This window comes from Pseudomonas sp. PDM09 (assembly GCF_014852305.1).
Taxonomy (GTDB): domain Bacteria; phylum Pseudomonadota; class Gammaproteobacteria; order Pseudomonadales; family Pseudomonadaceae; genus Aquipseudomonas.
Genome location: NZ_JACVBI010000004.1, coordinates 368,046 through 386,492, shown reverse-complemented (window position 1 = coordinate 386,492; position 18,447 = coordinate 368,046). Strand labels below are relative to the sequence as shown.

At 60.5% G+C, this 18,447-nt stretch carries 19 protein-coding genes; 11 read left to right on the top strand and 8 right to left on the bottom strand.

What is annotated here, in order from left to right; genetic code table 11:
- The first annotated feature begins 102 nt into the window (after positions 1-102).
- From IB250_RS13130 to IB250_RS13115, 4 genes are all read left to right on the top strand, one after another.
- Positions 103-1,032 (top strand): LysR family transcriptional regulator, encoded by a 930-nt coding sequence (locus IB250_RS13130; protein WP_192344380.1) that lies wholly within the window; start codon positions 103-105, stop codon positions 1,030-1,032.
- 111 nt (positions 1,033-1,143) lie between these two features.
- Positions 1,144-3,066 (top strand): IucA/IucC family protein, encoded by a 1,923-nt coding sequence (locus tag IB250_RS13125; RefSeq protein WP_192344379.1) that lies wholly within the window; start codon positions 1,144-1,146, stop codon positions 3,064-3,066.
- Positions 3,056-4,267, top strand: coding sequence for an MFS transporter (locus IB250_RS13120; RefSeq protein ID WP_192344378.1), 1,212 nt, complete (start codon positions 3,056-3,058; stop codon positions 4,265-4,267). Before IB250_RS13125 ends, IB250_RS13120 begins: the two co-directional genes overlap by 11 nt.
- Positions 4,268-4,280: 13 nt before the next feature.
- Complete coding sequence (locus IB250_RS13115; RefSeq protein ID WP_063342782.1) at positions 4,281-6,392, top strand: TonB-dependent receptor; 2,112 nt, start codon at positions 4,281-4,283, stop codon at positions 6,390-6,392.
- An 80-nt stretch (positions 6,393-6,472) separates the two neighbouring features.
- Here IB250_RS13115 and IB250_RS13110 read toward each other — a convergent pair whose 3' ends face one another.
- The 3 genes from IB250_RS13110 to IB250_RS13100 are packed head-to-tail and all read right to left on the bottom strand — an operon-like array spanning position 6,473 to position 8,335.
- A complete protein-coding gene (locus tag IB250_RS13110; protein ID WP_008067554.1) occupies positions 6,473-7,015 on the bottom strand; it encodes a DUF2937 family protein in 543 nt (180 codons plus the stop codon).
- Positions 7,016-7,028: 13 nt separating this feature from the next.
- Positions 7,029-7,805 (bottom strand): class II glutamine amidotransferase, encoded by a 777-nt coding sequence (locus IB250_RS13105; protein WP_192344377.1) that lies wholly within the window; start codon positions 7,803-7,805, stop codon positions 7,029-7,031.
- A 32-nt stretch (positions 7,806-7,837) separates the two neighbouring features.
- Positions 7,838-8,335, bottom strand: coding sequence for an MFS transporter (locus IB250_RS13100; protein WP_123501092.1), 498 nt, complete (start codon positions 8,333-8,335; stop codon positions 7,838-7,840).
- A gap of 223 nt (positions 8,336-8,558) precedes the next feature.
- Here IB250_RS13100 and IB250_RS13095 point away from each other — a divergent pair, with 223 nt between their 5' ends.
- Positions 8,559-10,613, top strand: coding sequence for a S9 family peptidase (locus IB250_RS13095; RefSeq protein WP_192344376.1), 2,055 nt, complete (start codon positions 8,559-8,561; stop codon positions 10,611-10,613).
- 214 nt (positions 10,614-10,827) lie between these two features.
- Entirely contained in the window at positions 10,828-11,301 is a 474-nt protein-coding gene (locus tag IB250_RS13090) for a cyclic nucleotide-binding domain-containing protein (RefSeq protein WP_008067546.1), read from the top strand.
- On the opposite strand, the gene IB250_RS13085 is transcribed toward IB250_RS13090, so the two are convergent.
- The gene (locus tag IB250_RS13085; protein WP_063342779.1) at positions 11,298-11,588 is read right to left on the bottom strand and encodes a hypothetical protein; all 291 of its coding nucleotides are present in this window, start codon (positions 11,586-11,588) and stop codon (positions 11,298-11,300) included. The genes IB250_RS13090 and IB250_RS13085 overlap by 4 nt on opposite strands.
- 96 nt (positions 11,589-11,684) lie before the next feature.
- Between IB250_RS13085 and IB250_RS13080 the strand changes: the two genes are divergently transcribed.
- From IB250_RS13080 to IB250_RS13065, 4 genes are all read left to right on the top strand, one after another.
- On the top strand, positions 11,685-12,371 hold the full coding sequence (locus tag IB250_RS13080) for a spermidine synthase (protein ID WP_007898703.1): 687 nt from the start codon (positions 11,685-11,687) through the stop codon (positions 12,369-12,371).
- Positions 12,372-12,686: 315 nt separating this feature from the next.
- On the top strand, positions 12,687-13,058 hold the full coding sequence (locus IB250_RS13075; RefSeq protein WP_007898702.1) for a YajD family HNH nuclease: 372 nt from the start codon (positions 12,687-12,689) through the stop codon (positions 13,056-13,058).
- Between the two features lie 210 nt (positions 13,059-13,268).
- Entirely contained in the window at positions 13,269-13,739 is a 471-nt protein-coding gene (locus tag IB250_RS13070; protein WP_007942196.1) for an RNA methyltransferase, read from the top strand.
- 92 nt (positions 13,740-13,831) lie between these two features.
- Positions 13,832-14,209 carry a DUF2892 domain-containing protein gene (locus IB250_RS13065; protein ID WP_008073137.1) on the top strand — a complete coding sequence of 126 codons (378 nt, stop codon included), beginning with the start codon at positions 13,832-13,834 and terminating at the stop codon, positions 14,207-14,209.
- 256 nt (positions 14,210-14,465) lie between these two features.
- On the opposite strand, the gene IB250_RS13060 is transcribed toward IB250_RS13065, so the two are convergent.
- Positions 14,466-14,915 carry a YcgN family cysteine cluster protein gene (locus tag IB250_RS13060; protein WP_192344375.1) on the bottom strand — a complete coding sequence of 150 codons (450 nt, stop codon included), beginning with the start codon at positions 14,913-14,915 and terminating at the stop codon, positions 14,466-14,468.
- A gap of 277 nt (positions 14,916-15,192) precedes the next feature.
- On the opposite strand from IB250_RS13060, the gene IB250_RS13055 reads away from it, so the two are divergent.
- Positions 15,193-15,786, top strand: coding sequence for a nitroreductase family protein (locus IB250_RS13055; protein ID WP_192344374.1), 594 nt, complete (start codon positions 15,193-15,195; stop codon positions 15,784-15,786).
- Between the two features lie 136 nt (positions 15,787-15,922).
- On the opposite strand, the gene IB250_RS13050 is transcribed toward IB250_RS13055, so the two are convergent.
- The 3 genes from IB250_RS13050 to rnd form a co-directional block, all read right to left on the bottom strand.
- On the bottom strand, positions 15,923-16,855 hold the full coding sequence (locus IB250_RS13050) for a D-2-hydroxyacid dehydrogenase (protein ID WP_192344373.1): 933 nt from the start codon (positions 16,853-16,855) through the stop codon (positions 15,923-15,925).
- A 118-nt stretch (positions 16,856-16,973) separates the two neighbouring features.
- Complete coding sequence (locus IB250_RS13045) at positions 16,974-17,267, bottom strand: YcgL domain-containing protein (RefSeq protein ID WP_007898694.1); 294 nt, start codon at positions 17,265-17,267, stop codon at positions 16,974-16,976.
- Positions 17,264-18,397: a ribonuclease D gene (gene rnd / locus IB250_RS13040; protein ID WP_123499040.1), complete on the bottom strand. Its 1,134-nt coding sequence runs from the start codon at positions 18,395-18,397 to the stop codon at positions 17,264-17,266. The genes IB250_RS13045 and rnd overlap by 4 nt, the downstream gene beginning before the upstream one ends.
- Between the last annotated feature and the right edge of the window lie 50 nt (positions 18,398-18,447).

Sequence of the window (18,447 nt, the reverse complement as noted above, 5' to 3'; positions counted from 1 at the left end):
CGACGCCTATCGTGGGAACCGGATGCATCGATTTTTGGACGCTTGGCCCTGCTGCGTCCAACTAATAAAAACCCGGCCAAGGCATAAGAAAAAGTTGATCCCATGAACCTGAAGTTTCTTGAGACCTTTGTCTGGGTCGCCCGACTCAAGAGTTTTCGCCTGACGGCAGACAAACTCTTCACCACCCAGGCGTCGATTTCCAGCCGTATCGCCGTGCTCGAAGGCGAGCTCGGGGTGAAGCTGTTCCTGCGCGATTCTCGCGGCGTGAGCCTGACGCCCGAAGGCCTGAAAGTGCTCGAATATGCCGAGCAGATGATGGACACGATGCAGGCGCTCAAGCATTCGATCGAGACTCGCTCAAGCAAGGTCGGGCGGGTCCGGATCGGTGTCATGGACACCGTCATCCACACCTGGCTCAGCCCGTTGGTGGCGCAGATGATGGATCATTACCCGCTGGTGGAAATCGAGCTGGTGGCCGATACGGCGCTCAACCTCTGCGATCAGCTGCAAAAAGGCTTTCTCGATCTGATCCTGCAAACCGACCTGTTGCGCCAGGAGAGCGTGCGCAGCCTGGAGCTGGCCAGTCATCCGATAGGCTGGATCGTGGCCAGCAACTCCATCTACAACCGCGAGTATTCGGGTGTCGCCGATCTGGCGCGGGAGCGGATCATCACCTATTCGAAAAATTCCCAGCCACACCAAGAGATTCTTGCCCTGATGCAGGCCAACGGGGTCATGGCGCCCCGGCTCAACTGCGTGAATTCAGTGTCGGCGATTACCCGATTGCTGAGGGACGGCTTCGGCATTGGTGCGTTACCGCCGGTACTGGTGGCCGAAGAGTTGGCACGAGGGGAATTGACCTTGCTGGCCATTGATCAACGACCGCCGAATTTGCAGGTGGTGGTGTCGTGGCGGATTGGCGTGGAATGGGTCGAAGAAATCGTGGCGTTATGTCAGCAAGTCGTGGAGCGCTATGCGCATAAAGTGGGCGAGCAGTACATCGTCTTGAGCAAACCACAGGCCCGAATCTGAAGGACATTTCTCAAATCCTAAATACTAACCACTATCATTTGCATTATTTTTTCAAACCGGTATTCTCTGCGCGCTTTCAGCTAAACAATTGTCCAGAAGGAGTCGGACCTGATGCGCGGCTACACGCAAAAACAGCAACAATTGCTCGCTCACTGGAGCGAAGCGCTTGGCACTCAGGCTTTCCAGTCCCACCGCATCACTCTCGATCATTTGAGCAATGCGCTGGAGCCCGCCGCTCAACGCTGTTTCCAACGCCTGATCCAGGCGCTGTTTCGTGAAGATCTGATCAACCCCGCCACCTGCGAATACGACGACGCCAGCCGTTGCTGGCTGCCACTTGGCGATGGCGCGCATCTTTGCTTCGAGCACTTGTCCGGCGGCAGAATGAACAGCTGGGACGTACGCGGTAGCATCGTCCTGCACACCCCCGACAGACTGCCCCAAAAAATCCAGTTGCCCAGCGAACTGCTCGCTCATCTGAGCACTCAGCTCAACCCGCCAGCCTCCCCGCAGGTACTGGAGCGTCTGGCCCGGGAGCTGGATGACAGCTTCAGCAACGACACCCTGTGCCTGGCGTTTCACCATGGATGGACCGAGCGCCTGAGAGAGCAGATCGATACCGAATACGACGACAATCTGCTCGCGTGGCTCAAAACCGGCCCGAGCCACCAGAACCCTACGTCATTGCTCGAACAGTGGGGCACTCTCGGCCATCCGTGGCACCCGAACTACAAGACCAAACTGGGCTTGAGCGCCGCTCAGGTCATCGCTTTCTCGCCAGAATTCGAAGCGAGCTTTCCGATTGTCCTGTGCGCCCTGCACCGCCAGTACGCACACGTCGAAGCGCTGGCCGGTACCACCGATTACTGGGACTGGTGGCAAGGTCACTTCCCACAGGCCGCCGAACAATTGCAACGCCACTTGCAGCAACTGGGCCTGGACGCAAAGGACTACCTCCCGCTCCCGTCGCACCCATGGCAAGCCCATGAAGAACTGCCACATTCGTTCGCCAACGAGATCGCCGACAACCTGCTGATCGTCACTGACATCGTGGCTTTTACCGGCCACCCGACCATGTCCTTCCGCACGGTCCTGCCGCAGGCCAGTCGCACGGCGCCGATGGTCAAACTGCCGGTGGCTCTGCGACTGACCAGCGTGCAGCGCACCGTGTCGCCGCGCTCCGCCCGGATGGGGCCGCGCATCAGCCAACTGGTATTGGATATTCTCGATCAGGAGCCGCAGATTCAGCGTCTGCTGAACATCGTTCCAGAGCGCATCGGCGTGCACTACGCACCACTGCCGGCCGATGACGAGCGCTCCCGGCATGCTGGCGTGCTGTATCGCGACAACCCGCTTACCCTCCTGCAAGAAGGCGAGTTGGCGGTGCCGGTCGGCAGTCTGTTCGCCGTCAACGAATTCGAACAACCGTTGCTGCGTGATTGGGTAAGGCTGGCTCAGGGCCGTGACGACAGCGAGGCCATGTTGGCGTTCTTCGAGGATTACCTGTCGATTGCCGTACCGAGCCTGCTGGGCATTTACCTGATGTACGGCGTGGCGTTCGAAGCGCATCAGCAAAACAGTTTCATGGTGATGGGCGCTGACGGGCAGTTGAATCGGCTGCTATTGCGTGATTTCGGCGACGTTCGTATCGATCGCAAAACCCTGCACGCCAAGGGCCTGGATATCCAGTTGCACGATCCGAAAATGACCCTGTATGACGACTCAGGTTTTGTCCGTGACAAACTCCTGCATACCACCTTCATGTGCCACCTCGGTGAGCTGACGTTGCTTTGTGCCCGTCACTGGAATGTGCCGGAAAGCAGCCTTTGGGAGCGGTTGGCATCGCACGTTGCACAGTGCTTCGAGACCTTGCGCGAGCGCGTTGAACCGGCACGTTGGGAAAACGAGCGCCGGGCCTTGCTGGAACAGGATTGGCCCGCCAAATCGTTCATGCGCATGCGCTTGCTCGACAGTCATGCCGACATCGTCGGACGCCTGAGTAACCCGCTGCGACCCAACACCCATGCTCGCTGACGGTCGCGCCTTGCGACTGCTGATCGTCATCCAGTTTGTCTCCATGGGCGCAATGGAAATGAGCGGCCCGTTCTGGCCCTTGCAGATCCAGCATCTGCTCGGACCGGAGGGCGCCGGCTACACAGCGCTGTTATCGGCGATGGTCTATGCCGGTCCGATGCTGGCGGCCATGCTCCTGACGCCCATGTGGGGCCGGTTGGGGGATCGCACCGGACACAAACCGATGATTGTCCGGGCGTTGCTGGCCCTCGCGCTGTGCCAAGGGTTGGCGGCCATCACTCTCGATCCGTGGCTGCTGGTGGGTATTCGCGTGATGCAAGGCGCATTGGCCGGTTTTCTCGCTGCCGCGCAAGCCTATGCCCTGGCCTGCTGCGACAGTTCCAGCCGTGGTCACACCTTGGCGCGCCTGCAATCGGCCACCGCCGTCGGCTCATTGATCGGCCCAGTGCTGGGTGGCTGGCTGATGGACGTCTCGGGGTTTGCCCTGCTCTGTTATGGCGCGACGGCGATTTGCCTGCTGTGCGCACTGGGGAGTTTTTTCCTGCCGGCCGACAAGGCCAGGACTTCGAAGAAAAAAGCCGTTGAAGCGGTCGCCCTGCCCAAAGGCTGGCTCGGTGGAATCCTGTTGGTGATCGTGTTGATTCAGGCCGCGAAGATGATGCCGCAGTCGTTTTACGCGCTGTATGTCGCGAACATTCTGCATGCCCCAAGCTGGCTGATCGGCGCCACCTACGCGGCGAGCGCCGCGACCCTGGCCATTTCAGCACCGCTGTGGGGACGCCTGTTCGACCGCTGGCAGCCGGCCTACACGTTGCGTGTTATCGAAGGCGTGGCCTGGCTGTGTGCGCTGACGCTGGCGGCCACGGCATTGGCCAACGAATGGCTGGGGTTTCTCGTCAGTCGACTCGTCTGGGGCATCTGGCAAGGCGCCCTGTTGCCCGTCGCCTATGCCCTGATCGCCAACTCCATTTCCATCACCCAGCAGGGCTTCGCGCTCGGCCTCGGCAATAGCGCGGCAAAGGCTGGCGCTCTGCTCGGTGTCGTCCTTGGCGGGATCGGCATGGGCCTGGTTGGCCTGGCTCACAGTTTCTGGCTGGTGGCGCTGACCTACGCCATAGCCGCCATCGGGATCCGCTGGGTGCGCTCGTTCAACTCTGCGCCCGACCGCTCGACCTTATCGCCCCACACTTATCACAACTAAAAAAGACCACGTCATGATCCGAACCAAACTCTCTCTGTTGATCCCGCTGCTCGGTACCTTCAGCGCCCAGGCCTGGGCCGAGGATACCGAGCAGCAACCCGGCACCTTGAACATGCAACCCACCGTCGTCTCCGCTACTCGCAGTGAAGCGAGCATTGCTTCGATTCCGGGCTCGGTCCAGGTTATCGACGAACAGCAGGTCCGTGAGCAGAGCGGCGCGGGTCGCCGGGTCTCCGACATTCTCGGACAATTGGTCCCAGGTCTTGCGCCGTCCAGCGGCGGGATGAGCAACTTCGGTCAGACCCTGCGCGGGCGCAACATGCTGGTGTTGATCGACGGCGTATCGCAGAACGCCACGCGCGACAACTACCGCCAGCTCAACAGCATCGCCCCGGCCAGCATCGAACGCATCGAAGTGATCTCCGGCGCCAGCAGCATCTACGGTGCCGGTGCTTCAGGCGGCATCATCAACATCATCACCAAGCGTAATCAGGGCCAGGACATTGCCTATAGCAGCAAACTGGGCCTGACCAGCGGCAACAACCTCAACCGCAAAGGCTTCGCCTACGAAGCCTTTCAGAGTGCGACGGGGCGCAAGGATGCTCTTGACTGGTACGTCTCCGCCGACCTGACTCAGCGTAACGATCAGTACGATGGCAACGGCAACCGCATCCCTCAGGACACTTCCCAGGGCAGCAACATGGATACCGAAACCTATGACCTGCAAGGTCGTTTCGGTTACGAACTGGATGCCGACAAAAAACTCAGCCTGTCGCTGCAGGACTACAAGGACCAGCAGGACACTGGCTACACAAAAGACCCGACAAACCGGCAGGAAGCCGTGGCAGTCAAAGGGCTGAAACTCGACGACCAGCCCTATACCCATAACCAGGCGGTCAACCTCAACTACACCGACAAGGACTTCTACGGTCAGGGCCTGCAACTGGAAAGCTACTGGCGCCGCGCCGATGCACTGTTCTTTCCAGACCTGTCGCGAGGCAGGGCCGGGATCTCCGACAACAACAGTGTGCAAGATGTCTACGGCCTGCGCGCGGCCATCGACACGCCGCTGCCGGCGATCGGGAGTGCCACGGGTAATCTGGTCTGGGGCGCCGACTATGATAATGAGCGCTCCCGCCAACGAGGTGATCAATACAGGCTCAATGGCCTGACCTACTCCAAGACCGGCACCACCTACGAGCTGGGCCCGGACATCGAAACCACCACCAAGTCGCTGTTCGGGCAGATGTCCTGGGACATCGGTGACTGGACGTTGCGTGGCGGTGTGCGCCGTGAATGGATCGAAAGCGACGTCTCCGACAGCATCGCTTATGGTCAGATCGTCCAGACCGGCATACGCGCAACGCTGCCTGGCGACACCCTCAAATACGATGCCACCCTGTACAACCTGGGGGCGGTCTACCACCTGAGTGAAAACCAGGACGTCTTCGCCAATTACAGCCAGGGGTTTTCGCTACCGGATATCCAGCGCTTCATGCGTGATGTCAGCAGCACCTTCGACATTCAGACCCTCAACGCCCAAGCCATCAAGGTCGACAGTTATGAACTGGGCTGGCGCGGTAACTGGGATCAGTGGCAGGCCGATGTCACCGTGTACGAAAACACCTCGGACGTGACCCAGTTCTACGATGCCAATGATCGCGTATTGCGCCTGATCAACCAGAAAGAGCGAGTTCGCGGCATCGAAAACAGCCTGACCTACCGCGCAACCGATCACTGGTCGGTGGGTGGCACTTATGCCTGGGCCAAAGGCGAGACCGAGCAGAACGGCAAATGGATCGATCTGCCGGCTACGCGCATCTCACCAGCCAAGACCACACTGTTCGTCGGCTACACCGAAGACGACTACACCCTGCGCCTGCAAGGCATGCATTTGTCCAGTTACGACGCCGCCGCCAAGGACAACAACGGGCGCGAGATCGAAGGTTATACGCTGGTGGACCTGCTCGGCTCCGTGCAACTGCCGGTCGGTCGTCTTGAAGGCGGCGTGTACAACCTGACCAACCGCACGTACCAGAACCTGTTCACCCAGGCCAACGCCAGAGCGCCGTACGCCAACGCCGAAGGCCGCACGCTGAGCATGAGCTACTCGGTGGATTGGTAAAAACAGGAGCCGGCTTGCCAGCGATGCGATCTGCCGGGCATTCGTGTCGCGGCAATCGCCGGCAAGCTGGCTCTACAGGGTTACAGGCCGCGCACATCCCGGTCTTCAATCGGCCGGCTCTGGCGCAAACGCTTGCCGCCCAGCACCACCCAGTCGATCAGCCGGAACAGGCATTCAATGCCGAACGACAGCAGCAACGCGCCGCTCATGCCCCAAATCATCGCTTCCGGCGTCAGCAGGATCTGGTAGCTGTAGCCGTTCCAGGTTTCCTTGCGAATATCCGGGTCGGCGGCCAGTGCAACTTGCAGGACGCGTATGTACCACGGCCCCTGCATGGCCTGGAATTGCTTGTCCAGGGCCAGTTGACGGGTGAGCAAGGTGCTCAGGCTGTCGGCATCGCTGCGAAAGATCGGGTCTTCACTGGCACGGTAATGGGCCACGAGCGCTTGCATATCGCCCTTGAAAAACTGATTGGCGGTGCCCTGAAAACCGCTCAAACCGGTCTGCGCCTCGATCAGATGCGCCTCGACCCGCTTGGCGTAATCACTGATGAACCCAGGCACCTGGACACCGATCAACAGGCCTGCCGCGAACAACACCAGCCGAAGATAACTGAGCAACATGGGGGAGAGATCCTTATTCGGTCTTGCCCTGGCTGACGCATTCACCGCGTCGCCAGAGGCTCCATTGGCCCGGTTCGTAGCGGGTCCAGGTTTCGTTTTCGGTCAAGGGTTCGGTGGCGATCACCGTGACGACATCGTTGGGCGTGGTTTCGGCCTGGAAGTCGACGATCACGTCGACGTCCTTCAACCGCGCCGGCCCGAAGGGTGCGCGGCGGGTGATTTGCGCCAATTTGCTCGAGCAGTAGCAGAACAGCCAGTCGCCGTCGCTGAGCAAGCAGTTGAACACGCCTTTGCTGCGGTACTCGGCGCAGGCGGCCACCAGGTCCGGCAACAGTGCTTCGATGTCTACCGGCTCGGGGAACGCAGCGCGTACCCGATTGAGCAAATCGCAAAACGCCGCTTCGCTGTCGGTATCACCAATGGGGCGGTAAAAACTGGCGGTCGGGTTGAAATCGGCCAACTGGCCATTGTGGGCAAAACACCAGTTGCGCCCCCACAACTCGCGCACGAACGGGTGGGTGTTGGACAGGCAGACCTTGCCGACATTGGCCTGGCGGATGTGCCCGATCACCACTTCGCTTTTGATCGGATAGCGCTGCACCAGGTTCGCCACTTCCGACTCGCTGCTCGCCGCCGGGTCCTGGAACAGCCGCAGGCCACGGCCTTCATAAAAAGCGATGCCCCAACCGTCACGGTGCGGCCCGGTGCGGCCGCCGCGCTGCATCAGCCCGGTGAAGCTGAACACGATATCGGTCGGGACATTGGCGCTCATGCCCAATAACTCACACATGCTCGGACTCTCGATTCAGTACAGGGGCACGGTTACAGGCGCGGTTCGACCCGCGAACGCTGAGGATTGCTCGGCACCGGTGGCCGGCCGTAACGATCATCGCCGGCGCCGCCGAAAGGCTGATCGTCGTCAGGCTCGTCGGCCCGCGCGGCGGCTTTGGCGGCAGCCGCCTGTTCCTTGCGAGCGTTGGAGGCGCGCTCGATGGGAAAACGGATGGCCACGAACACCAGGTAAATGCCGAAGACAATCATGCCGTACATGAACAGATCGGAAACCGCCCGCCAGGCGTTGTTGCCGACCTTGAACAGCAAGTCGAGGGCCGTAATGGCGATGGCGGGGGCGACCTTTTCTTTCACCGGGTCGATGATGGTCGGGCTGAACAGCAACACCGCCACCAGCAGCCGCAGCGGCTCACGCAGCCAACGCCACATCCAGCGGGTGATGCGCATCCACACCAACAGGCAGCCTAAAGCGGCAAAGGCGTAGAGGCCCCAAGCGATCAGATAGTCGTTCTCGGTCATGGTGTCCATGGCAAGGCAGGCAAAGAGGCGCTTATAGTAACGACTTTTCGCACGTCAGGCTTGTCCCAATACCAGTCGGGCAAGACACAGACCCTGTGGGAGCGGGCTTGTGTGGTGAGAGGGCTTATCTGTGGCGAGGGAGCTTGCTCCCTCGCCACAAAAGCCCCCTCACCACAGGCCCGCTCCCACAGGTTGCGAAGCCCTTATTCCGTACATTGTTCGAGAGCCATTCATGCCCCTATCCGCCAACGTCACCAGCGCTCCGATTGCCCACAAGGCCGACGGTTGCGACCCGTATGCCTGGCTGCAGGAGCGCGACACCGACGCGGTGCTCGATTACCTGAAAGCTGAAAACCGCTATCAAGAGGCGCAAACCGCCGATCAGGCGGGCCTGCGTGAAACCCTGTTCGAAGAGATCAAGGGACGGATTCTCGAAACCGACCTGTCGCTGCCCTCGCCCTGGGGTCCCTACTTGTATTACACACGCACCACCGCTGGCGACGAATACGCCCGCCACTACCGCTGCCCGCGTCCGGCCGATGGCAGCCTGCAGATCGACGAAAGCCAGGAACTACTGCTGCTTGATCCGAACGTGCTGGCCAAGGGTGGCTTCTTTTCCCTGGGTGCATTCAGCATCAGCCCGGACCACCAGCGTCTGGCCTATAGCATCGACTCCAGCGGCGAAGAGATTTACACGCTGTTCGTGAAGGAATTATCCAGCGGCCGTGTCAGCGAGCTGGAGTTCCAGAACTGCGACGGCAGCATGACCTGGGCTAACGACAGCCTGACGCTGTTCTTCGGTGAGCTCGACGACACCCATCGCCCGCACAAACTGTTGCGCTATCGGCTGGACGGCACCGCGGCCGAAGAAGTGTTCCATGAGCCGGATGGCCGATTCTTCCTGCATTGCTATCGCTCAAGCTCTGAACGGCAACTGCTGTTGTCGCTGGGCAGCAAGACCACCAGCGAAGTCTGGGTGCTCGACGCCTCGCTGCCGCATCAGGCCTTTACCTGCCTGGCGCCGAGGGTCGAAGATCATGAGTACGATGTCGACCACGGCAAACTCGATGGCGAGTGGACGTGGCTGATCCGCACCAACCGCGACGGCATCAACTTCGCCCTGTACCAGGCCGCCGATACCGGCGTCGCGCCGACCGAAGCCGACTGGCAGAACCTGATTCCCCACAGCGACACAGTGATGCTCGAAGGCATGAGCCTGAACGCCGAGGCCATGACCCTGAGCCTGCGTGAAGGCGGCCTGCCGATCATCGAAGTGCGCCCACGGGACTTGGTGCCGTATCGCGTGCAGTTGCCGGATGCGGCCTACAGCCTGCACGTGCAGAACAGCCTGGAATTTGTCAGCGACCGGATCCGTCTGCGCTACGAAGCCTTGAACCGTCCGGCGCAGATTCGCCAACTGATACTGACCACCGGCGAGCAGACAGTCCTCAAGGAAACCCCGGTGCTCGGCCCGTTCGACGCCGATGCGTACGTCAGCCAGCGACTGTGGGCGACGGCACCGGACGGTACGCAAGTGCCGATCAGCCTTGTGGTCAAACGCGAGTTCCTCGGCAAGCCGACGCCGCTTTATCTGTACGGCTACGGCGCCTACGGCGAAAGCCTTGACCCGTGGTTCTCCCACGCGCGCCTGAGCCTGCTGGATCGCGGCATGGCGTTTGCCATCGCCCATGTACGCGGTGGCGGTGAGCTGGGCGAAGCCTGGTACCGCGCCGGCAAGCAGGAACACAAGCACAACACTTTCAGCGATTTCATCGCGTGCGCCGAACACCTGATCGCCAACGGTTTCACCACCCCATCGCAGCTGGCGATCAGCGGTGGCAGCGCCGGTGGTTTGCTGATCGGCGCGGTACTCAATCAACGGCCGGAGCTGTTCGGTGCAGCGATTGCCGAAGTGCCGTTCGTCGACGTGCTCAACACCATGCTCGACCCGGAGCTGCCGCTGACCGTCACGGAATACGACGAGTGGGGCAACCCGCAAGAGCCGGACGTCTATGATCGGATCAAGGCCTATGCCCCGTACGAAAACGTCACCGCGCAAGCCTATCCGGCAACGCTGGTGATCGCCGGTTACAACGACAGTCGCGTGCAGTACTGGGAAGCGGCCAAGTGGGTGGCGAAATTGCGCGCGACCAAAACTGACACCAATCCCCTGCTGCTCAAGACTGAACTGGGCGCCGGGCATGGCGGCATGAGCGGTCGTTATCAGGGATTACGTGACGTAGCCCTCGAATACGCATTTGTTTTCAAGGTTTTGGGCATCGCCTGAGGAACTTGGCCCGGTGTGCCGGTCTTAACACCAGACACCGGATGCCGATACAACACACATCCCCTGTGGGAGCGAGCCTGCTCGCGATGAGGGCATCACTTCAATATCCATGTTGAATGTGCCTCCGCCATCGCGAGCAGGCTCGCTCCCACAGGGATGATGGGTGACTGAAGGCCCGGAACAGACACAGACACAAGAAAAAGACCGTGACGACATGTCAGAACCGACCTTACTGAACAACGAAATTCGCGACTGGCTGATGGACTGCGGCCTGTTCGATCAACTGTTGCCGGCAGACTTTGTGGCGGCTTCGGGTTACTTCAGCATCAGCACCATCGCCGAAGGTGAAGAGATTTTCCATGAGGGCGATGCCGGCAGTTTCATGTGCATCATCCACACCGGCCAGGTCGCTGTGCAGAAGACCAACAGCGACGGGCAACGGGTGACCATGGCCACCTTGCGCAGCGGTCGGGCGTTCGGCGAAATGGCGGTGCTCGACGGTGAACGACGCTCAGCCAGTTGCGTGGCCGCGAGCAATTGCCAGTTGCTCAACCTGGGCAAGGACTCCCTGGAAAAGATGCTCAACGACGCGCCGAAAATCGCCGCCAAGATCATCCGCGCCCTCGCCGTCTCCCTTTCCAAACGCTTGCGCATGGCCGATGGGCAACTGCTCTCGCAACAGGTCTAGCCTCCCGGTGTTTTGATTTTCGTCGTGTTCGGTTCAAGGCCCGGCAAGGTCTGGTCCTTGGGTGGATTGGGCATTTCGATCGGCGGCAACAGCGGTGGCCCGCCACTGCCGGTACCGGCCTTGGGCACGCTGGTCGGGGTGATCTGCGGATACGGCGTCGGAGTGGCAGTGCCGGGTGAACCGGGTATCGGCGCGGGACTGGTGGGGATGGTCTGCAGCTCCTGGGCCTGCACTGCAGTTATCGAGAGCGCGGCCAGGGCAATGACCGTTAGAATGGTGCGCTTCATCAATGGCTCCGTTGGCCTTGTGGTCTTTTTGCAGGCTACTCCCAACTGCGCGCGTTTGCCTTCCTCCATCTGTCAATTTCTCCTCAAGAGCGCCCCATGAAACGTTTCGTTCTGCTCGACACCACCCCCATCCCTGAAAACGGCGGTGCCCTGTGCCTGTTCGAATACGGCGAGGACTTCGTTATCAAGATTCAGGGTGGTGACGGCGGGCAGTTGATGAATACTCGCATGCACGGCTCCGAAGATGCCCTGGCCGAAATTCCCTGCCGCAAGGTCGCCGGCCGGCCGAATTCGCGAGTATTGATCGGTGGCCTGGGCATGGGCTTCACCCTCGCCTCGGCGCTCAAGCATTTGGGCAAGACGGCTGAAGTGGTGGTCGCCGAACTGGTGCCCGGCGTGGTGGAGTGGAATCGCGGGCCGCTGGGCGAAAAAGCCGGCAACCCGCTGCTCGACCCGCGCACGGTGATCCGCATGGAAGACGTGGCCAAAGTGCTGCAAGCCGAGCCACAAGGTTTCGATGCGATCATGCTCGACGTCGACAACGGCCCCGAAGGCCTGACCCAGAAAGCCAACAGCTGGCTCTACTCCGCGGGCGGCCTGAGCGCGTGTGCCAAGGCCTTGCGGCCAAAAGGCGTGCTGGCGGTGTGGTCGGCCAGCGCCGACCGGCAGTTTTCCGACAAGCTGAAAAAGGCCGGCTTCAAGGCCGAGGAAGTGCAAGTCTTCGCTCATGGCAACAAGGGCACCCGCCACACCATCTGGATTGCCGAGAAGCTCAAGGGCTGAGCGTGGGCCTGTCATCACTTATTTACTAGGCCGCGTTGCGCCTGAAAACGAGCCAGGCAAGGCGCAGTCCGCTGGTAATGGTCGCTCCCTTGCCAAGGACTGCAACGCAGCCTGGCTCGTTTTCAGGCACAACCCGAAGGGCCGGTCTGCTGTGGCGCAGGGCTGCGTTGCTCGGAGCTCGTTTGGAATGACCAAACCACGCTCCTCGCGCCTTGCCCTGCGTCACAGCAGACCCGGCGCGGCCTAGTAAATAAGTGATGACAGGCCCTACACTCACGTCATAACCGCCATTAGTCTTTTTACAAAGGTGAACCCATGAGTTCGTCCACCCCAACCAACACATCGAAGCTGGACCGCATCCTCGCCGATAACCAGCGCGACAAGGAAATGGGTTACCGCGACAAGGCCCTGAAGATGTACCCGCACGTGTGCGGCCGCTGCGCCCGTGAATTCTCCGGCAAACGCCTGAGCGAACTGACCGTGCATCACCGCGACCACAACCACGACAACAACCCTCAGGATGGCTCGAACTGGGAACTGTTGTGCCTGTATTGCCACGATAACGAGCACTCGCGCTATACCGATCAGCAGTATTTCGACGAAGGTTCGCTGAGTACGCCGAAGATTGCCAAGGCGACGCACAACCCGTTTGCGGCGTTGGCGGGGTTGATGAAGAAAGAAGATTAAAGATCTTCAGTGCCTGCGCTGGCCCCTTCGCGAGCAAGCCCGCTCCCACATTGGATCTCGGGTGAACATAATATTTGTGAACACCCGAGATCCAATGTGGGAGCGGGCTTGCTCGCGAAAGCGATCGAACAATCACCACCAATCTCCAAACTGCCCCCCCTCCCCCAATCCCCGTATAATCGCCGTTTTTTCCCCGAAGGCACCCCGCTCGTGGCAGACAAACGGTACAGCTGCATTGGTTTGTACAACCCCAAATCACCGGAGAATGTCGGTTCGGTCATGCGCGCCGCCGGTTGCTATGGCGTGGCATCGGTGTTTTACACTGGCAAGCGTTATGAACGCGCCGCGGATTTCGTTACCGACACCAAGAAAGTCCACTACGACATTCCTCTGATCGGCATCGACGACCTGAAGAAAATCCTGCCTCTTGGCTGTGTGCCGGTCGCGGTCGAACTGGTCGACGGTGCCCGCTCGCTGCCGGAATACACCCACCCGGATCGCGCCCTCTACATCTTCGGCCCCGAAGACGGTTCGCTGGATAAAGAGATCCGCGACTGGTGCGAAGACGTGGTCTACATCCCGACCACCGGCTGCATGAATCTGGCGGCCACCGTCAACGTTGTGCTGTACGACCGCATGGCCAAGGGCAACAACACCCGCTCCGGGCCAAAATTCCGCTGAAGTGCCGAATATTCGATGGAACAAGCCGCTCGCCCAGGCAGTCAGCTAAATATCTATTGCTGAAGCAACCCTTCCCTGCCTGGAGACCGATCATGCGCGAGTTCAATCCTGTAGAACGTATCGAAACCACCCCGTTCCAGAGCCCTTCCGAACAGAACGTTCATGGTTGGGAACGCGCCGGCTCCCTGGCGGGTGGTGTGGTCATGCTAAGCAAAGGTCTGCGACGCGGCGGCGTGTTCGGATTGATTGAAATAGCCATTGGCGGCATGGCCCTGGCCCGGGGAATCACCGGGCATTGCTCGGCGAAAAGACTGTTGGAAAAGAACCGTCAGGACATGGAAAACGCACGCGCGAGGATCGAACGCGCCGGGGATGAGCTGGCCCGCATGAAAGCCAATGCCGAAGCGGCGACCAGCACGGCGACCGTAACGGGTAATGATTCGTTGAACTCGCCGAAGGCTGGAGTCTGATCCGAACGTTGCGATGGGGCTCAGGGCCTCTTCGCGGGCAAGCCCGCTCCCACAGTAAATGGGGTGGTGGTCACACCTGTTGTGTACGCCACAAATCCTGTGGGAACGGGCTTGCCCGCGATGGCGGTATTATTGAAGCAACCCGGTATCGAGCCCCCAGGAAGACTCGCCAGTTCCTGTAGCGTAGGTCAGGCTGGCCTTGTCGGCGACCGGGCTCCAGACACCACGGGCCTGTTTGCCATTTAAACGGCGACGCTTAACCCGCGCGAAAAATCAGATGGTCTTCCCAATCCTCTTCGGCCACGCTGCCCTCGGCGAGCATGCGCCCGGACTGGGAAATACGTTCGTGATGCACCGCCTCGCGATCACCGCACACCAGATGATGCCAGAGCGGCAAATCCTTGCCTTCGCTGACCAGTCGATAACCGCAGGTCGGCGGCAGCCATTTGAACTCATCGGCCTTGCCCGGCGTGAGCTGAATGCAATCGGGCACCGAGTCGCGACGGTTGGGGTAATCGCTACACTGACAGGTTTTGAGGTCGAGCAATTTGCAGGCGATACGCGTGTAGTACACGGAGTTGTCGTCTTCGTCCTCGAGTTTTTGCAGGCAGCACAGGCCACAGCCATCGCACAGCGATTCCCATTCCTCTTGATCGAGTTGATCGAGGGTTTTGCGTATCCAGAACGGTTCGACTTTGGCGGCCATGGCTCAAGCATCAACATCAGGTGGTGAAAAGGCCGCCAGTTTAGTGCCAAGGCACCGGCGGGCCAAGCATTGGCGACTGCCGGTACAACGGAACTTGTCAGTTATAGCGTCGCCAAGTAGCTTTGCCGTCGCAAGGAGCCATGCTCAAATGCCATTAACGCTCAACCGCGTTGCATTCAGGTGAACTACCCAGGGTCTTGAAAAACCGTATCGCTCAGTTCGACTGCGCCCGAAGGTTTCAGACGCCCCTCACTTTCAAACGTAAAGGAATCTCTTTATGAGTGCTAACCCACGCGTTGCCGACTACGCCATTCACCCTCAGTTCACTGATCGCTGGTCGCCCCGCGCGTTCACCGGCGAAACCATTCCCGTCGAAACCCTGCTGAGCTTCTTCGAAGCCGCACGCTGGGCGCCATCGGCGTACAACTCGCAGCCTTGGCGGTTTCTCTATGCGCGTCGCGACACGCCGAACTGGGAGCGTTATCTGGGTCTGCTGAACGAGTTCAACCGCAGCTGGGCGCAGCACGCCTCGGCGCTGGTGATCGTGATCTCGAAAACCACTTTTGCGATACCTGGCGCCACCGAAGAAACACCAGCGCTATGGCACACCTTCGACACCGGTTCGGCCTGGGGCCACCTGGCGCTGCAAGCGAGCATCAGTGACTGGCACACCCACGGCATGGCCGGTTTCGATCAGGAGCTGACCCGTAAAGAGCTGAATATTCCTGAGGGCTATGCGCTGCACGCGGCGGTGGCGATTGGCAAGCTGGGCGACAAGGCGACGCTGGCGGACTACCTGCAAGCGCGCGAAGAGCCAAGCCCGCGCCGTCCGCTGAGCGAGTTGGCGGCCGAGGGTGATTTCACCCTCTAAACGCGCCGGACTCGATCATTCCCACGCTCCGCGTGGGAATGCATCCCGTGACGCTCTGCGTCACATCCGAAGCGGAACGCGGAGCGTCCCTGGCGGCATTCCCACGCGGAGCGTGGGAATGATCAGCTGAGTGAATTCAATACCCGCGTGAAAAATCCACTTCCCCACGCAACGCTTCGCCCGCCTGATAGGCCCGCAGGTTTTCGACGAACAACTTCACCATCATGGGTGGCGAAGTGGGTGCCGAACTGTGCCCCGTCAGCAGCAGGCCCCACGCGGTCCAGAACGGATGGCGTTGTGGCAGCGGTTCCTGACGGCAGACATCGATCACGGCCCCGGCCAGATGCCCTTCCTTCAGGGCTTCCACCAGATCCGCATCGACCACCGCCACGCCGCGCCCGACGTTGATGAACAACCCGGTCGGCTTGAACTGCTTGAACAGCGCGGCGTCGTACAGGTCGTGAGTATTCGGGGTGTTCGGCAGCAGATTGATCACGTAATCCACTTCGCCGACCAGTCGCGGCAAGTCGCTCAGCGCGCCGACTTCGACAAAGGGCGCCTGCTCGCGGGCTTCGCTGGCGATGCCGTACAACTCGACGCCAAATGGCACAAGGAACTGTGCCACGGTCTGGCCGATGTCACCGGTGCCGACGATCAACACCTTGCGTCCAGCCAGGCTTTGCCCTTGGCGACTGTCCCATTTGCGCTCGACCTGGCTGACCAGCCGGGGCAGTACTTCGCGCTCATGGCCGAGCATGTAAGTCAGTACGTATTCGGCCATGACCTGACCGAAAATCCCTACCGCGCGAGTCAGGCGATAGTGCCGTGGCAGGCCGTCGGCCAGCAACGGCGTGATGCCGGCCCAGGTCGACTGCAGCCATGCCGGCGTGTGGCCCTGACGCAACAGCGTCGCCAGCAGGTCCGGCTGGCCGAGCCAGACCTGGCACTCGGCGGCCTGACGGGCCAGTTCGGCGGAGTCGCCGCTGGTCAGTACTTCCAGATCAGGCGCTGCCTGACGCAACAGTTGGGCATACACAGGGTGGTCGTGTTCAGCAATCAGAACGCGCATGGTTCAAACCTTTCAAAAACAGTGCAGACGGCCGCCGACGGAGTATCACTCCATCGCCCTGGCCATCGCCAAAATCATTCCAGTGTTTCATAAAGGCTCTGAACAGAGCCTGTCTCGATTACATCGGGTCGTTGCGTCGCAGCAATTCTTCCGGCAGATGCTCGATGTATTCGTCTTCGGCCGGCGGCATTTGCAGGTGATAGCCCTGCTTCTCGAGGTTTTCCAGCACCACGGTGATGTCTTCGCGCGACAGCTTGCGCTCGGGCGTCAGCACCAGATCGAAAGCGTGGTGCGGTTTGCCGAAGGCCGCCATCAGACTTTCCGGAACGCGCTCCAGTGCATCGCTTTTGAGCACATAGAGGTACATCTCGTTTTTCTTCAGGCTTCGATAGATGGAGCAAATACGTTTCAAGGCTGTTCTCCGGCGGTGGCCAGGCTGTCGAGCAGCGCCTGGCCCATCAATTCGCGGCGCCAGCCACGCAGCGAATCAGGCAATTGGTAAGGACCATTGGGGAAACCGCTCTTGAGCAGCGCTTCCAGGGTTTTCTTGCGCAGCATCAGTTCTGGGGCGATGTTCAGTCGCTCGGCTTCGGCCTGGCCGATGGCGCGCAGCTGTTTGACCAGTGCGGCGGCTTCCACCGGCAACGGCTCCGGCACTGCTGGCGGCCATTGATCAGGCGACACACTGCCAGAGCGCTTGATCAGATCAAGCAGAAATTCGCCGTCCTGACGCACGGTACGCGGGTGCATGTCTTCGATTTTCGCCAGCGCGCCGAGGTTGTCCGGTTGCGTGCGCGCCAACGGCCACAGGGAATGTTCACGGATGATGCGGTTGCGCGGCAGATCACGGGCGCGGGCTTCGCGCTCGCGCCAGGCACAGAGCTCACGCAATACGGCGAGTTGGGCGCGGGACAGCTTCCAGGCCAGTTTGGCATCGCGATAGACCTCATACGGGTCGACCTCGCGACGCAGGTTGGCCACCAGCTCGGCGCCGTCTTCCAGGACCCAGGCGTATTTATCGTCAGAAAGCTTCGGACGCAGCTGTACGAAAACTTCCGCAAGGTGCAAGGCATCTTCGGCGGCGTAGCTGATCTGGGTGTCGGACAGTGGACGTTGCAGCCAGTCGGAACGGGTTTCGCCCTTGGGCAGGTCAATGCCGAGCACTTCCTGCACCAGCCGCGAATAGCCCATGGAAAAACCCAGGTTCAGGTAAGCGGCGGCCAGCTGGGTGTCGAACAGCGGCGCCGGCAGACTGCCGGTCAGACGCAGCAGCACTTCGAGGTCTTCGCTGCACGCATGCACGACTTTGACCACGGCCGGGTTTTCCAGCAACGCCGCCAGCGGCTGCCAGTTGTCGATGGTCAGTGGGTCAATCAGGTAAGCGCGTACGCCATCGCCGATCTGCAGCAGGCCTGCAATCGGGTAAAAGGTGTCGACCCGCATGAATTCGGTGTCGAGGGCAACGAATGGCAGCTGCTGCCACTCGGCGCAAAACTGACCGAGGCTATCGTTGTCGCGAATCCAGTGAATATCGATGGCCACACGGCTCTCCCTTGAAGAATGGCGCGCAGTATATATCGCCCCCGGCAATT

Excerpts from the sequence above, each read along its gene's own strand:
- IB250_RS13055 (WP_192344374.1), top strand. The coding sequence starts at position 15,193 with ATGAGTGCTAACCCACGCGTTGCCGACTACGCCATTCACCCTCAGTTC.
- IB250_RS13125 (WP_192344379.1), top strand. The coding sequence starts at position 1,144 with ATGCGCGGCTACACGCAAAAACAGCAACAATTGCTCGCTCACTGGAGC.
- IB250_RS13105 (WP_192344377.1), bottom strand. The coding sequence starts at position 7,805 with ATGTGTGAGTTATTGGGCATGAGCGCCAATGTCCCGACCGATATCGTG.
- IB250_RS13100 (WP_123501092.1), bottom strand. The coding sequence starts at position 8,335 with ATGGACACCATGACCGAGAACGACTATCTGATCGCTTGGGGCCTCTAC.
- IB250_RS13065 (WP_008073137.1), top strand. The coding sequence starts at position 13,832 with ATGCGCGAGTTCAATCCTGTAGAACGTATCGAAACCACCCCGTTCCAG.
- IB250_RS13110 (WP_008067554.1), bottom strand. The coding sequence starts at position 7,015 with ATGTTGCTCAGTTATCTTCGGCTGGTGTTGTTCGCGGCAGGCCTGTTG.
- IB250_RS13075 (WP_007898702.1), top strand. The coding sequence starts at position 12,687 with ATGAGTTCGTCCACCCCAACCAACACATCGAAGCTGGACCGCATCCTC.
- IB250_RS13130 (WP_192344380.1), top strand. The coding sequence starts at position 103 with ATGAACCTGAAGTTTCTTGAGACCTTTGTCTGGGTCGCCCGACTCAAG.
- IB250_RS13090 (WP_008067546.1), top strand. The coding sequence starts at position 10,828 with ATGTCAGAACCGACCTTACTGAACAACGAAATTCGCGACTGGCTGATG.
- IB250_RS13115 (WP_063342782.1), top strand. The coding sequence starts at position 4,281 with ATGATCCGAACCAAACTCTCTCTGTTGATCCCGCTGCTCGGTACCTTC.
- IB250_RS13080 (WP_007898703.1), top strand. The coding sequence starts at position 11,685 with ATGAAACGTTTCGTTCTGCTCGACACCACCCCCATCCCTGAAAACGGC.
- IB250_RS13085 (WP_063342779.1), bottom strand. The coding sequence starts at position 11,588 with ATGAAGCGCACCATTCTAACGGTCATTGCCCTGGCCGCGCTCTCGATA.
- IB250_RS13050 (WP_192344373.1), bottom strand. The coding sequence starts at position 16,855 with ATGCGCGTTCTGATTGCTGAACACGACCACCCTGTGTATGCCCAACTG.
- IB250_RS13120 (WP_192344378.1), top strand. The coding sequence starts at position 3,056 with ATGCTCGCTGACGGTCGCGCCTTGCGACTGCTGATCGTCATCCAGTTT.
- IB250_RS13095 (WP_192344376.1), top strand. The coding sequence starts at position 8,559 with ATGCCCCTATCCGCCAACGTCACCAGCGCTCCGATTGCCCACAAGGCC.
- IB250_RS13060 (WP_192344375.1), bottom strand. The coding sequence starts at position 14,915 with ATGGCCGCCAAAGTCGAACCGTTCTGGATACGCAAAACCCTCGATCAA.